Here is a 13,662-nt window from a genome sequence, read left to right as displayed (position 1 = left end):
ACCTCCTCTTTCGCGGATGAGTCGATGCTCGGCGACGGGTCAGGCCCGCGGCATCGTCCGGCCGGAGACTCCGCGGCTACGCCCGCCGTAGTAGCGGGACGCCGCGCCCCGCGCCGCGATCACCACCAGGGCGACCGGTGATCGCCGTCCTCGCCGGACCGGGGCCGGTGGCCGTGCTCGTCCTCCGGGCGTACGGGCGGCGGAGGGTCGTGCGGCGGGGGCCGGTACGGGTCTCCCGGGCCCTTCTCCTCCTGGGGTACGCGGTCGTCCTCGTCGTCGAGACCGGAGCCTTCGAGCGCGCTGCGCCGGAATCTCTCCCACTCCTCGTCGTCGAGGATCGTGTAGTCGGTGTTCCCGGCACCGCCCGCGGGCGCCTCCTCGTACGGCGGCGGCTCCTCGTACCGGACGGGCTCCTCGTACGGGGGCGTCGGCCCGGCGGCGGGCGGCGGGGCGCCGGAGCCGTTCAGATTCGCGAGGTTGTGCGAGCCATTGACGGCGTGCCCGTTCGTCTCATGCCGGTTCGTCTCGCGTCCGGCCGGGTGCTCGGGCAGGTACGGGCGCAGCTCGCTGGGAACGGGCGGCTGCGGCCACGACGACACCGGAGGCTCCGGCGGCTGCGCGGCCCGTGGTGCCTGGAGCGGCTCGTGGGTGGGCGTCCGCGGCGGCGTCGGCCAGGGCGGGACCGCGCCGTTCCGGTACGGCGGCGCCTCCGCCACGCGGTCGGACGCGGCGGGCGGCATCCCCGAGTAGACCTCGTTGCTCTGCCAGAGCGGCGCGTTGACGGGGGCCGCCGCCTGCCGGTGCGGTGGCATCCCGTGCCCGGCCACCGCCCCGGCCTGCGGGGACGGGCGCCGGGCGCCCAGGCCGTAGTCGTCGAGATCGTCGCGGTCGTACTCGTCGTCGTAGCCGTCGTAGTCGCTCTCGGGCCTGCGGCGCTGGCGCCAGGCCAGCAGCACCCCGACGGCGACGAGCGCCCCACCGCCCCCGAGCACCGCGGCCAGCAGCCACCCGCCGTCCTCCTCGGCGGGCTCGACGGCGGGCGCCGGGGACGCGGAGGTCGCGGCGGGCTTCGCGCCGGGGCCGTGCGCGGTCTGCTCGATCCGCCCGGCGGCGGCCAGGGCGCGGACCGCGTCCAGCGGCCCCGCGCAGGCGGGCGAGCCGGTCGGCCGGTTCGGGACGACGCCCTTCACCAGCGCCTGCCGGACCTCGTCCGGGGTGAGCCTGGGGTGGCGGGCGCGGACCAGCGCGGCGACCCCGGCGACGATGGCCGAGGAGGGGCTGGTGCCCGTCCCGATGACGTACCCGCTGCTGGAGTCGGCGCTGACGATCTCGACGCCGGGCGCGCAGACGGCCACGTACGGGCGCCGGTTGCTGTCCTTCCACATCCGCAGCCGCCGGTCGAGGGCGCCGACGGCGATCACGCCCTTGTAGGCGGCGGGGAAGTTGTTGCGGTTGGGGCCGGCGCCGTCGTTGCCGGCCGAGGCGATCAGCACCACGCCCCTGCTCAGCGCGTACCGGATCGCGCTCTCCTCGGTGGAGTTGCCGTCGTAGAACAGCCGCCCGCCGCCGAGGGACATGTTGATGATGTCGGCGCCGTGGTCGACGGCGTACCGGATGCCCTGCGCCACCGCGTCCCGGTTGCGGGCGACCTGGCCGCCCTCCTGGCGCTGCGGGTCGTCGTTCTCCCAGGTCACCCGGATCGACAGGATCCGGCTCTGGGGGGCGACGCCGATGACGCCGCGCTGCTGGCCGGGGCCGTTGCCGTGCCCGGCGATGATGCTGGCCATCGAGGTGCCGTGCAGCCCCCAGAACCTGCCGCCGGGACGGCGCGTGCCGCCGGTGAGGTCGGGGCCGGTGGTGACGCGGCCGACCAGGTCGGGGTGGCGGCGGTCGACGCCGGTGTCGAGCACGGCCACGGTGACTCCGGCGCCCTTGGACAGCCGCCAGGCGCGCGGGACGCGCATCGCGCTCAGGTGCCACTCGCGGGCGCGGATCTGGTCGACCGGCGCGGCCCCGGCCGGCTGGGCGGGATCGCCGGGGGCGGCCCGCCGCGCGGCGGTGGCGGTGTCGTCGGGGAGCATCGCCGCCGGGACGGCGAAGGCGGCGACGAGCGTGAGGGCGGTGGTGGTGGCGGCGAACGCGACGCCGGGCAGGACGGTGCGGCGGGCTCGTGCGGATCGGCGACGACGACCGGCATACGACACGCCAGCGCACCTCCTCCCGGCCGCAGTACGTCGGTGGAGCCTCCCGCGACGGGCCGGCACCCGCCCGCGGGATCACCGAGCGCACCGGCCCCTGGGGCGCGGCCCCTCGTCCCGCCCCGTCGAGCCCGTGAGGCAGGAGCCAACATTGTGCCATGGGCCGGTGTCCGGGCCCGGTCACCCGGCGCATTCGGGCACGCTCCAGGACAGCGGGGGCCTTCCGCTCCCACGGCCACCTGCCCCGACCGGGCCGCCTCTGTGATCTAGTTCACCCGCCGTGCCGTTCACCCCGCGGCCGACGGGCGCCCGCCGCGCGGGCCGCCGCCCTGCGTCCACCCGGCGTTTAACGGGCCGCGCCGCGCCGGCGGCTAGCGGTATTGTGAGCCCGTCGGCGCCCGCGCCGGCAGGCCCCTGTAGCTCAGCTGGCCAGAGCAGCCGCCTTGTAAGCGGCAGGTCGCCGGTTCGAACCCGGCCGGGGGCTCCACCAGTACCTTTCTCCCGGCCCGTCCTCGGGCTCGGCCCGGCAGCCCCCGGGCGGCGATGCCGCAGGCGGCGTGCGGGCATCCGGCCTCGGCGCGGTTAGTATCGGCGTGACCTGTGGGTTCGCGGTCGCGCAGCGGTTCGCGGGAACACAGCGATTACAAGTGTCGTTGTCACCGTTGATGCCCGTTCGCCCCAAGAGAGCCATGGAAACCGATCTACCGACCCCCGCACGGACCCTTGCCCCCGACCCGCGGGCGGCCCGCCGGTGACCACCGCGCTGTCCCTGCTGCTGGGCGTGACGGTGGTGCTCGTGATCACCGCCGCGACCGGCTACTTCGTCGCCCAGGAATTCGCCTACATGGCCGTGGACCGGTCGCGGCTGAACGCCCGCGCCGGCGGCGGCGACGCCGCGGCCGGACGCGCCCTGGCGGTCACCCGGCGCACCTCGTTCATGCTGTCGGGCGCCCAGCTGGGCATCACCGTGACCGGGCTGCTGGTCGGATACGTCGCCGAACCGATGATCGGCCGCGCGCTGGGCGACGTCCTCGGCGTCGCGGGCGTGCCGGCCGGCACCGGCGTCGCGGTCGGGACGCTCCTCGCGCTCCTGCTGTCCACGCTGGTGCAGATGCTGTTCGGCGAGCTGTTCCCCAAGAACCTGGCGATCGCCCGTCCCGAGCCCGTCGCGCGCCGGCTGTCCCGGTCCACGCTGATCTACCTGAAGGTGTTCGGCTGGCTGATCTGGGTCTTCGACCAGTCGTCCAACCTGCTGCTGCGGCTGCTGCGGATCGAGCCGGTGCACGACGTCGAGCACGCGGCCACCGACCGCGACCTCGAGCACATCGTGGCCGACTCCCGGCGCAGCGGCGACCTGCCGCCCGACCTGTCGATGCTGCTGGACCGGATCCTGGACTTCCCGCGGCGGGACGTGGAGCACGCGATGATCCCGCGCTCCCGCGTCGACACCGTCGACGAGCACGAGCCGATCGCCGAGGTGAGGCGGGCGATGAGCACCGGCCACTCGCGCTACCCCGTGCTCGGCGAGGACGAGCGCGTCGTCGGCGTGGTGCACCTCGACCAGGTGCTGACCGCGGGCGACGGCACCCGCCCGGTGTCGACGATCATGCGGCCCGCCACCGTGCTGCCCACCCTGATGACGCTGCCCGACGCGCTGACCAGGCTGGCCGGGGAGCGGCAGCAGCTGGCCTGCGTGATCGACGAGTTCGGCGGGTTCGCCGGCGTCCTGACGCTGGAGGACCTGGCCGAGGAGCTGGTCGGCGAGATCACCGACGAGCACGACACCGGCGAGGAGGAGCCCACCGCCACCGCCGCCGGGAACGCCTGGATCATCCCGGGCGGCTTCCACATCGACGAGGTGGAGCGGACCATCGACCACCGGCTGCCCGAGGGCGACTACGAGACCATCGCCGGGCTGGTGATCGCCGCGCACGGCGCGCTGCCCGAGGTGGGCGCCGAGCTCGACATCCGGCTCCCGGACGACCCCGCGGACCTGGCGCGCAGCGACGATCCGCCGCCGCGGCACATCCGCGTCCAGGTGCTGGAGGTCGACAACCACGTGCCCTCCTCGATCCGGCTGGAGATCGTCGCCGGGAGCCCCGAGGACGCCGCCGGGCGGGAGCGTGAGGAACGTTGAGCAACCCGTGGGTCGTGCTCGCCGCGACCGTCGCGATCATCGCGGCGAGCGCGTTCTTCGTCGCGATCGAGTTCGCGCTGATGGCCGCCAAGCGGCACCGGCTGGAGGACGCGGCGCCGTCCAGCCGGGCCGCCCGCGCGGCGCTGCGCAGCGCGTCCGAGCTGACCGTGCTGCTGGCGGGCGCCCAGCTCGGCATCACCGCCTGCATGCTGGCGCTGGGCGCGATCACCAAGCCGGCCATGCACCACTGGCTCACCCCGCTGCTGGAGTCCTGGGGGCTGGCCCTGTGGGCGGCGGACGTGGCCGGGTTCGTGCTGGCGCTGATCATCGCCACGTTCCTGCACCTGGTGATCGGCGAGATGGCGCCCAAGTCGTGGGCGATCGCGCACCCCGAGCGGTCCGCCACGCTGCTGGCGCTGCCGATGCGCGGCTTCATGCTGCTGACCAGGCCGCTGCTGCGCGCGCTGAACAGCGCCGCCAACTGGTGCCTGCGCAAGGTCGGCGTCGAGCCCGCCGACCAGGTCGCCGCCGGGCAGGACCCGGACGCGCTGCGCCATCTGGTCGAGCACTCCGCCAACGTCGGCGCCCTCGACGCCGCCTATTCGGCGCGGCTGTCGGAGGCGCTGGAGCTCCAGGACCTGCGGATCGGCGACCTGGTCGTCACGGGCGCCGAGCTGACCGCCGTGGCGCCGTCGGCCACCGTCGCCGACGTCCAGGCCGCCAGCCACGCCTCCAGCCACCTGCGCGTCCTGGTGCGGGCGGACGGCACCGACTGGGGCGTGGTCCACGTGCGCGACACGCTGACCGAGCCCGACGACGCCGGCATCGGCCGGATGGCCCGGCCGGCGTTCCTGCTGCCGGCCGACACGCCCGTCTACAGCGCGCTGACGCAGATGCGCGAGACCAGCAACCAGCTGGCGCTGATCACCCAGGACGGCCGGGTGCTGGGCGTGGTCACCATCACCGACATCCTCCACCGCCTGTTCTCCCGGGCGGGATCGCGGCCCCTCCCGGCCGCCCGCTGAGCCGGGCCCGCGTCACGCCCAGGCGAGGTCGGCGCCGGCCGTGCCGGTGGGGTCCGCGATGGCGGCGGCGTCGGGTTCGGCGGCGCGGCGCCGGCGCGCGGACAGCCGGGTGAACGGCTCGACGCGCAGCGACAGCCGGCCGCGGGACCGCCGCTGCCGCCACACGCCGGAGATCTCGCCGTCGACCAGCAGGACGCCCGGGTTGGCGGCGGTCCGCCACACCTGCTTGCGCTGGGCCGGGTCCGGGACGAGCAGCTCGCGGTCGGCCGGTTCGGTGACGGGATCGTAGGGCGGCAGGAGGCGGACGCCGTCCGGGGCCGGCGCCGATTTGAGGGCCTCCTGGTGGTCGGCGTGCGTCCAGTACTTGGCGCCGTCCACCGTGACGGGGGTCAGCTCGGCGGCGACCGGCTCCCACCAGCGGCGGGCGGCGGCCGGGGTGAAGGCCAGCCAGGATGCCAGCTGGGCCGGGCGGGACGGGCCGGACGTCGCGAGGAAGGCCCGGACCAGTGCGGCGCGGGCGTCCGCCGGGTCCGCGGGCTCGAACGGCTCGGCCGCGCGGAAGCGGAACCGGCTCGGGAGGTCGTGGTCCACCTCGATGACCAGGCCCGCCTGGAGGGTGGCCATCCGGAACAGCTTGTCCTGGACGTGGTGCACGCCGCAGCCCTCGCACCAGGGCGCGAGCGGCGCGGCGACCCGGGGGCTGACCGTCCCGCTGAGCTCGCCCTTGGTGGGCGAGCCGCCGCCGGCGACGGCCTCGCGCATGGCGGCGGCGACCTCGTCCAGCGCGGCGCCGAAGGCGATGCCCGCGCCGGCGAGCTCGGCGCCGAACGGGCCGATCGCCTGGGGCGGCAGGTCGCGGCCGTCCTCGACGCGCAGCGCGGCGGCCAGCCGGGCCAGGTCGGCGGCGCGGTGCAGGTGCATGGCGCCCCGGATGGAGTGGACGAGCACCGTGGACGGACCGGAGGGATCGGCCGTGCCGGTGCGCAGCCGCAGGGCGGGCACCGCGGTACGGCCGGGCGGGTAGTCCTGGAGGCCGGTGGCCAGGACGGTGTCGCCGCGGCCTCCGCCGGGTGCGAGGTCGTGCGCGGTGTACCGGTAGGCCAGCACCTGCGCGCGATCCACGGCGCTCATGCCGCTGTGTTGCAGAGTCCCGGCCTACGGCGCTCGCCTGGCGGCTCGCACCTGACCGGGCCTGTGCGAGCGCGGCGTCGCTTCGCGATCCGGCCGCTGAGGCTCGCCTTCGGCGTCGCCTCACCGGCCAGGTGACGCGCTCGCGCGGTTGTCGGCATGCCCTCACGATACGGCTGGGCGGGGTGGTCCGGCGGCGTGATCGTCGTGGCGGTCCGGCCGGGCCCTTGTGGCGCCCCGCACAGTGGACTACTGTCCAGTAACCCAAAGTCTGAAGAATCTTCATGTCTCGGCGGGGCGCCGCCTCCCCCCACGTCCTCCCCACGCCCCCGGGAGGCGAGCGGCGCCGCGTTCACCCACCCCGGAGGTAGAAGATGCGCTTCTCGACGTTCCGGCGCGCCCCCCGATCCGCCGTGCTGGGCGGAGCCGTCCTGGCCGCGGCGGCGGTGACCGCCGCCACCGCCGCCCCGGCCGGCGCGGCGGCCCCCTCCCAGGCCCCCTCCCAGGCCGCCGCCCAGGCCCGGGGCCAGGCCCCCGCCCAGGCCCCGGGCCGAGCCCCCGCCGCCGCGCTGCGCGAGGTGATGTTCGTCGGCAACAACTGGGACGGGACCGCCGACGTCATCCGGTCCAGCGGGACCTTCGCCAGGATCGGCCGGATCAACGTCATCCCCGACAAGGACGAGCGCCTCCGCGAGATCTACTCCGACCCGATCCGGCTCGCCTTCTTCCTCGGCATCCGCCAGACCGTCGGCGAGGGCCACGACCAGTACGTCGACGACATGTACTCCACGCCCGACGGCTCCGCCGTCGTGGTGTCCCGCCCCAGCTTCGCCGACGTGGTCTCCGTCGACGTGACCACCGGCCGGGTGAACTGGCGCTTCCCCGTCTCCGGGTACCGCTCCGACCACATGGCCGTCTCGCCGGACGGGACGCGCGTCGCGGTGTCGGCCTCCACGTCCAACACCGTCCACGTGCTCGACATCCGCACCGGCCGGCAGGCGGGATCGTTCAAGACCGGCGACAAGCCCCACGAGAACGTCTTCTCCCGCGACGGCCGGTACATCTGGAACATGTCGATCGGCGAGGTCAACACCGACTTCGACGCCCCCTGGCTGGACTGGACCAAGGGCGACCGCCGCATCACCGTCGCGGACGCCGCCACGTTCCAGCAGGTCAAGGTGATCGACATGCGGCAGCGGCTGGACGCCTTCGGCCGCTCCGACATGTCCGACGCGGTCCGCCCGGTCGCCTTCACCCCCGACGAGTCGAAGCTGTACTTCCAGGTGTCGTTCTTCAACGGCTTCTTCGAGTACGACGTCGCCACCGACGCGATCACCCGCTGGAAGACGCTCCCGGAGAACCCGGACACCAGCGACGACCGCACCACCTTCGTCAACGACTCCCGGCACCACGGCCTGTCGATGAGCCCGCGCGGCGACAAGCTGTGCGTCGCCGGGACGATGGACGACTACGCCACCGTCGTCGACCGGGCCACGCTGCGGGAGGGCCCGCTGGTGACCGCGGCCAAGCCGTACTGGGCGACCGTCAGCGGCGACGGCCGGGCCTGCGTGATCTCCGAGAGCGGCGCCGACCAGGTCACCGCCATCGACTTCGGCACCGGCCGGAAGATCACCTCGGTGCCGGTGGGCGACCACCCGCAGCGCGTGCGCGTCGGGCACGTCCCGGCGGACTGGACCGGCCCTGCCGCCGGGTAGTCCGCCGGGACGCGCGGTCATCCGCTCACCAGGTGACGGGGAGTTCGACCGGGCCCTGGATGAGCTGGTTCGTCCGCCACCGGACCTCGGCCGGGTCGACGGCCAGCCGCAGGCCGGGGAAGCGCCGCACCAGGCCGCCCAGCGCCGTCCGCAGCTCCGTGCGGGCGAGCTGGGAGCCCAGGCAGAAGTGCGGCCCGTGCCCGAAGGTGATGTGCCGGTTGTCGACGCGGCCGAAGTCCATCGTCTCCGGGTCGTCGAACACGGCGGGATCGCGGTTGGCCGTGATCGACGAGGCCGCGACCATGCTCCCCGCGGGAATCGGCACCCCGCCGATCTCCGCGTCCCGGAGGGCCATCCGCGGGCTGGAGACCGACACCGCCGGGATGAGGCGCAGCAGCTCCTCCACCGCCGACGGCACCAGCGACGGGTCCCGGACCAGCCGCGCGTACCGCTCCGGCTCGACCAGCAGCGCGTGCACGCTGCCGCCGAGCTGGTTCAGCGTGGTCTCGTGCCCGGCGATCAGCAGCGCGATCCCCAGGCCCACCAGCTCCGGCTCGGTGATCCGGTCCTCCTGGTCGCGGACGACCAGCAGCGCGCTCAGCAGGTCGTCGCCCGGTTCGGCGCGCTTGGCCGCGACCATGTCGGTGAGGTAGGCGTGCAGCTCGCGCCGGCACCGGCCGACCTCCTCCTGGGAGCGCCCGGTCCACGACATGATCGCCTCGACCCATTCGCGGAAGGACGCGTGGTCCTCGTACGGGACGCCGAGCAGCCGGCAGATCTCGGTGAGCGGCAGCGGCGTGCACAGCACCTGGACCAGGTCCACCGGCGGCCCGGTCTCGACCATCCGGTCCAGCAGGCCGTCCACGGCCGCGGCGATCTCCTCCGCCAGGCCCTGGACGCGGCGGCGGGTGAACTCTCTGGCCACCACGCGCCGCAGCCGGGTGTGCTCGGGCGGGTCCATGTTGAACAGCGAACTGCCGGAGCCGACCTGCTTGCGCGCCAGTTCCCTGGGCGCCCCGGGACGCATCACCGCCGCGCGGCTGAACGCCGGGTCGGAGAAGAACTGCTGGGCCTCCTCGCAGCGGGTCACCAGGTAGCCGGGGTCGCCCGACATCATCCGCACCCGCATGACCGGCCCGACCTCGCGGACCTCGGTGATCAGCGGCAGGGCCTCGGCGGCCGTCGTGTCGCTCATCGCACCTCCCTCCCTCGCGGCCGCGGCGTGCCGCCGGGCAGGTTCCACGTGATGATGCGCGCGGCACGGATCCGGATGAGCTCGTCGTCGTGGTGCGGCGCCAGCCGCTCCTCCGGCCCGCGGACGGTCCGCGCCTCGGCGCTGCCGCGGATCTCGATGCCCCGGCCGAACCCGGGGCTGGGCGCCTCCGAGCCTTCCGGGGCCACGTCGTCGAGGACGAACGCCGCGCGCGGGTTCGCGAGCAGGTTGTGGTACTTCTGCGTGGTGGCCAGGTGCTTGCCGCCGATGTCGAAGGTGCCGTCGCCGGTGTTGAACCGGAAGGCCACCGGCCGCACCTGCGGGGCGCCGTCGGGACCGACCGTCGCCAGCCGTCCCAGCCGGTGCTCCCGGATGTAGCTGATCTCCCCGTCGGTGAACGGATTGCTCGTCTCGCTCATCTCTCTCCCTCGTCTGCCCTCTCCCCCGGGGCGCCTCGGGGCGCCGCGGACCGCGGTCACCAGGCGCCGAGGACGGCGCCGGTGGAGGTGAAGAGCACGGTGTGGAACGCGGCGTCGATCATGATCAGCGGGCGCGGGCGCTTCTCGAACACCATCGAGCTCGCCAGCGCGCCGCCGGCGATGCCGACGCCGGTGAGCAGCCCCGCGAGCGCACCCGCGGCCAGGCCCGCGTCGCGTCCGAGCAGGAGCGCCAGGACGAAGGCGCCGGCCACCGAGGTCAGGAACGCGAACGCGAACAGGCGGGGCAGCCCGCGGCGGCGCATCGCCGTGGAGTCGAGCCCGACCATGTGCTCCCACGGCCGGCCGAACAGGAGCGGGGAATGCCACAACCCGGCGAGCGGCACCCGGATGGCGGCGGCGGCGAACACCGCGAAGTAGTTGACCTCGTCGAGGGCGGTCAGCGTGTTCATCTGGCCTGTCCTTCCAGTCGGTCCGCCCGGTCCGGGCGGATGTACATGTGGGTCACGCGGACCGGGTCGCCGAGCGCGCGGCTCGCCTCGGCGAGCTCCCGGTGCTCGGGGCTGCGCAGGAAGCGCTGGAACGCCTCCTCGCCCGTCCAGTCGCTGATCACGTAGAAGAGGTCCGCGTCGGTGCGGTCGCGGGACAGCGACTGCGCGAGGTTGTCCGGCCACGCGAAGATCGGGGTGATCAGGCGCCGCCACGTCCGCTCGTACTCCTCGCCGCGGCCGCCGTTCACCCGGAACTCCAGGACCACCCGGAAGGTCGCGGGCGGCGGGCCGGACGACCAGTGGTAGAACTCCGTGGCCTGGGCCTCCCGCATGCTCGGGATCGCGGGGTCGTACGGGGTGAGCAGCTCGGCCATCCGCTGGTCGATCTCGCGGAACAGCGGGTCGTCGCGGGAGGCGAACATGTTGTCCTGGAGGTTCCGGTCGCCCTCGATCAGGTGCAGGTAGAGGCCGTGGTAGTGCAGCAGGGTGCGGGCCCTGACGCCGATGCGGGCCGGCAGGTCGGTGCGGTCGTGGTCGCCGAACGCCGCCGCCACGGCGTCCAGGTTCGCCGGGTCGACCCGGCGGATCATCAGCGCCCGGTGGGTCGGCCGCGATGTCTTGTCGAGCGGTGCCATGTCGTCCTCCTTGCGGGTGGGTCGCGGGTGGGTCGCGGGTGGGTCGCGGGTGGGTCGCGGATGGGGCGGCTACCAGGTGATGGGGAGCGAGAGCAGGCCGCGTCCGAACGACGCGCGGTCCCACTCCAGGTCGGCGGGCGGCACCGCCAGGCGCATCCCGGGCAGCGTGTCGAGCAGCGCGGAGATCGTGATGCCCAGTTCGGCGCGGGCGAGCTGGGCGCCCAGGCAGCGGTGGGTGCCGTGCCCGAACGCGAGATGGCCGCGGGGCCGCCGGTCGACGCGGAGCTCGTCGGGGTCGGGGAACACCTCCTCGTCGCGGTTGGCCGAGTCGATGGCCGCGATGACGGTGTCGCCGGCCTTGATGACGACATCGCCGATCGGGACGTCCTCCAGCGCCACCCGCGGGAAGCCGCCCACCGCGATCAGCGAGGTGTAGCGGACGATCTCCTCCACCGCCGCCGGGATCAGCTCCGGCTCGTCGCGCAGCCGGTCCGCCATGCCGGGGTGGGTCATCATCAGGTAGGCCGTGTCGGCGAGCTGGTTGGCCATGGCGTCGTGCCCGGCGACCAGGATGGCCATCACCAGCAGGATCGCCTGGTGCGGTGCGGCGTCCTCCCGGTCCACGGCCTGGACGAGGGCCGACACCAGGTCGTCGGCGGGGACGGCGCGCCTGGCCTCGATGAGCCGCGCCACGTACTGCCCGAGCCGCTGCCGGGTCGCCTCGATCTCCTCGCCGGCGTCGGCGGTGGACAGCAGCGCGTGCGACCACTCGATGAACCTGCCGTGGTCGGCCTCGGGGACGCCGAGCAGCCGGCACAGCACGCTCATCGACAGCGGCTGGGCGTACCCGGAGACCAGGTCGGCGGGCGGGCCCTGCCGCGCCAGCCGCGTCGCGAGCCGTTCGGCCCGCTGCGCGATCCACGGTTTGAGGTCCTCGACCCGGCGGACCGTGAACGTCTTGTTCACCAGGGCGCGCACCGCGGTGTGCTCGGGCGGGTCCAGGGCGAACAGGGACCCGGCCGGCGGGTTGATGCCCTGGAAGTCGTCCTTGTTGGCGCACGAGGCCGCCCGGCTGAGCCGCTGGTCGGCGAACACGCGGCGGGCGTCGGCGTGCCGCGTGACCAGCCACGCCCGTCCTCCGCTGGGCAGCCGCACCTGGAGGACCGGGCGCTCGGCGCGCAGCCGTGCGTACGCGGGAGCGGGATCGACGCCTTCCCAGTCGCGGAAGGGGAAGGCAGGGCACTCTTCGGCGGCGGTGGTGGTCGGGTCGGTGTCGGTCATGCGGGATCTCCCGTTCTGATGTCGCCGTCCTCGGTGAGCCCGGCGAGGAACGCGGTGTCGTGCGAGGCCTCGGAGAAGCGGGGGTGCCGCAGCACTTCGCGCAGGAAGTCGCGGTTGGTCCGGACGCCGGGCCCGGTGATCCGGCACTCGGCCAGCGCCCGGTCCATCCGCGCCAGCGCGCCCGCCCGGCCCGGCGCCCAGACCACGACCTTGGCCAGCAGCGGGTCGTACTCGGCCGGGACGGCCGACCCGGCGCTCACGTGCGTGTCGACGCGGACGAACGGCCCGGCGGGCAGGGCGACCTCCACCAGCCGGCCGGGGGCCGGGCGGAAGTCGCGGGCGGGGTCCTCGGCGTTGATCCGGCACTCGATCGCGCAGCCGCGCACCCCGTCGGGCGCCCCCTCGCCGGTGGGCCCGTGCGCGACGAGGGGCTCGCCGGCCGCCACCCGCAGCTGCTCGTGGACGAGGTCGACCCCGGTGACCATCTCGGTGACCGGATGCTCGACCTGGATCCGGCAGTTGGCCTCGATGAACCAGTACGCGCCGTCCGGCTCGACGAGGAACTCGAACGTCCCGGCGCCGTGGTAGCCGATCCCGGCGGCGCAGCGCACCGCGTCGGCGGCGATGCGGTCGAGCAGCTCGGCGGGCAGCGCGGGCGCCGGGGCCTCCTCGACGATCTTCTGGTTGCGGCGCTGCACCGAGCAGTCCCGGCTGCCGAGGTGGACGACGGTCCCGTGCCGGTCGCCGAGGATCTGGATCTCCACGTGCCGGGCGCTGCGCAGGAACCGTTCGACGAACACCCGGTCGTCGCCGAAGAGCGCGGCGGCGGCGGACCGCACCCGGGCGAGGGCGGCGGTCAGGTCACCGGGGGCGTCCACCGCCTCCATGCCCCGGCCGCCCCCGCCGGACGCCGCCTTCAGGATCAGCGGGAAGCCGGTCCGCGCCGCCTGCGCGCGGACCGCCTCGGCCGAGCCGACCGGCTCCGGCGAGCCGGGCAGCACCGCCAGCCCGGCCGCCGCGGCGACCCGGCGCGCGCTGATCTTGTCGCCCAGCGTGCGCAGCGCCTCCGGCTCGGGGCCGACGAAGGCGAGCCCGGCGTCCCGGCACGCCTCGGCGAAGTCCGCGTCCTCCGACAGCAGGCCGTAGCCGGGGTGCACGGCGTCCGCGCCGGTGATCCGCGCGGCCTCCAGGATCGCCGGGACGTTGAGGTAGCTGAGCGGAGCGGGCGGCGGCCCGATCCGCACGGCCCGGTCGGCGGCGGTCACGTGCGCGGCGCCGTCGTCGGCGGCCGAGTGGACGGCCACCGTGCCGAGGCCGAGCTCCCGGCAGGCGCGGATCACGCGCAGTGCGATCTCGCCGCGGTTGGCGACGAGCACCCGGGTCACCATGGCGCACCCACCCC

Annotated in this window: 11 protein-coding genes and 1 tRNA gene; 4 read left to right on the top strand and 8 right to left on the bottom strand. The window is 74.8% G+C overall.

All coding sequences use genetic code 11. The annotated features are described in order from the left end of the window. Window positions 1-119: 119 nt before the first annotated feature. The gene (locus ACFPZN_RS42275) at window positions 120-2,204 is read right to left on the bottom strand and encodes a S8 family serine peptidase (RefSeq protein ID WP_378288235.1); all 2,085 of its coding nucleotides are present in this window, start codon (window positions 2,202-2,204) and stop codon (window positions 120-122) included. Between the two features lie 404 nt (window positions 2,205-2,608). Between ACFPZN_RS42275 and ACFPZN_RS42270 the strand changes: the two genes are divergently transcribed. The 3 genes from ACFPZN_RS42270 to ACFPZN_RS42260 all read left to right on the top strand — a co-directional run bounded on the left by ACFPZN_RS42270 (window position 2,609) and on the right by ACFPZN_RS42260 (window position 5,360). Further along, window positions 2,609-2,685, top strand: a tRNA-Thr gene (locus tag ACFPZN_RS42270). Window positions 2,686-2,949: 264 nt separating this feature from the next. Beyond that, window positions 2,950-4,335 carry a hemolysin family protein gene (locus ACFPZN_RS42265; RefSeq protein ID WP_378288234.1) on the top strand — a complete coding sequence of 462 codons (1,386 nt, stop codon included), beginning with the start codon at window positions 2,950-2,952 and terminating at the stop codon, window positions 4,333-4,335. Then, on the top strand, window positions 4,332-5,360 hold the full coding sequence (locus ACFPZN_RS42260; RefSeq protein WP_378288233.1) for a CNNM domain-containing protein: 1,029 nt from the start codon (window positions 4,332-4,334) through the stop codon (window positions 5,358-5,360). The genes ACFPZN_RS42265 and ACFPZN_RS42260 overlap by 4 nt, the downstream gene beginning before the upstream one ends. Before the next feature lie 12 nt (window positions 5,361-5,372). On the opposite strand, the gene ACFPZN_RS42255 is transcribed toward ACFPZN_RS42260, so the two are convergent. Continuing rightward, window positions 5,373-6,491, bottom strand: a complete 1,119-nt coding sequence (locus tag ACFPZN_RS42255; RefSeq protein WP_378288232.1) for a DNA glycosylase AlkZ-like family protein — start codon at window positions 6,489-6,491, stop codon at window positions 5,373-5,375. A 371-nt stretch (window positions 6,492-6,862) separates the two neighbouring features. On the opposite strand from ACFPZN_RS42255, the gene ACFPZN_RS42250 reads away from it, so the two are divergent. Then, the gene (locus tag ACFPZN_RS42250) at window positions 6,863-8,203 is read left to right on the top strand and encodes a YncE family protein (RefSeq protein ID WP_378288231.1); all 1,341 of its coding nucleotides are present in this window, start codon (window positions 6,863-6,865) and stop codon (window positions 8,201-8,203) included. Window positions 8,204-8,228: 25 nt separating this feature from the next. Here ACFPZN_RS42250 and ACFPZN_RS42245 read toward each other — a convergent pair whose 3' ends face one another. The 6 genes from ACFPZN_RS42245 to ACFPZN_RS42220 form a co-directional block, all read right to left on the bottom strand. Continuing rightward, on the bottom strand, window positions 8,229-9,398 hold the full coding sequence (locus tag ACFPZN_RS42245; protein WP_378288230.1) for a cytochrome P450: 1,170 nt from the start codon (window positions 9,396-9,398) through the stop codon (window positions 8,229-8,231). After that, a complete protein-coding gene (locus ACFPZN_RS42240; protein ID WP_378288229.1) occupies window positions 9,395-9,835 on the bottom strand; it encodes a PPOX class F420-dependent oxidoreductase in 441 nt (146 codons plus the stop codon). The genes ACFPZN_RS42245 and ACFPZN_RS42240 overlap by 4 nt, the downstream gene beginning before the upstream one ends. A gap of 56 nt (window positions 9,836-9,891) precedes the next feature. After that, window positions 9,892-10,305, bottom strand: a complete 414-nt coding sequence (locus ACFPZN_RS42235) for a DUF1761 domain-containing protein (RefSeq protein WP_378288228.1) — start codon at window positions 10,303-10,305, stop codon at window positions 9,892-9,894. Beyond that, window positions 10,302-10,979: a TcmI family type II polyketide cyclase gene (locus ACFPZN_RS42230; RefSeq protein ID WP_378288227.1), complete on the bottom strand. Its 678-nt coding sequence runs from the start codon at window positions 10,977-10,979 to the stop codon at window positions 10,302-10,304. The genes ACFPZN_RS42235 and ACFPZN_RS42230 overlap by 4 nt, the downstream gene beginning before the upstream one ends. Window positions 10,980-11,048: 69 nt before the next feature. Continuing rightward, window positions 11,049-12,260 carry a cytochrome P450 gene (locus ACFPZN_RS42225; RefSeq protein WP_378288226.1) on the bottom strand — a complete coding sequence of 404 codons (1,212 nt, stop codon included), beginning with the start codon at window positions 12,258-12,260 and terminating at the stop codon, window positions 11,049-11,051. Beyond that, window positions 12,257-13,648 carry an acetyl-CoA carboxylase biotin carboxylase subunit gene (locus ACFPZN_RS42220; RefSeq protein WP_378288225.1) on the bottom strand — a complete coding sequence of 464 codons (1,392 nt, stop codon included), beginning with the start codon at window positions 13,646-13,648 and terminating at the stop codon, window positions 12,257-12,259. The genes ACFPZN_RS42225 and ACFPZN_RS42220 overlap by 4 nt, the downstream gene beginning before the upstream one ends. Window positions 13,649-13,662: the final 14 nt, after the last annotated feature.

The organism is Actinomadura rugatobispora (genome assembly GCF_042656285.1).
Lineage (GTDB): Bacteria > Actinomycetota > Actinomycetes > Streptosporangiales > Streptosporangiaceae > Spirillospora > Spirillospora rugatobispora.
This window is presented reverse-complemented; position numbering and strand designations above follow the sequence as displayed.

Coding starts and splice junctions, on each gene's coding strand:
- ACFPZN_RS42240 (WP_378288229.1), bottom strand. CDS start 9,835: ATGAGCGAGACGAGCAATCCGTTCACCGACGGGGAGATCAGCTACATC.
- ACFPZN_RS42235 (WP_378288228.1), bottom strand. CDS start 10,305: ATGAACACGCTGACCGCCCTCGACGAGGTCAACTACTTCGCGGTGTTC.
- ACFPZN_RS42255 (WP_378288232.1), bottom strand. CDS start 6,491: ATGAGCGCCGTGGATCGCGCGCAGGTGCTGGCCTACCGGTACACCGCG.
- ACFPZN_RS42230 (WP_378288227.1), bottom strand. CDS start 10,979: ATGGCACCGCTCGACAAGACATCGCGGCCGACCCACCGGGCGCTGATG.
- ACFPZN_RS42250 (WP_378288231.1), top strand. CDS start 6,863: ATGCGCTTCTCGACGTTCCGGCGCGCCCCCCGATCCGCCGTGCTGGGC.
- ACFPZN_RS42245 (WP_378288230.1), bottom strand. CDS start 9,398: ATGAGCGACACGACGGCCGCCGAGGCCCTGCCGCTGATCACCGAGGTC.
- ACFPZN_RS42225 (WP_378288226.1), bottom strand. CDS start 12,260: ATGACCGACACCGACCCGACCACCACCGCCGCCGAAGAGTGCCCTGCC.
- ACFPZN_RS42220 (WP_378288225.1), bottom strand. CDS start 13,648: ATGGTGACCCGGGTGCTCGTCGCCAACCGCGGCGAGATCGCACTGCGC.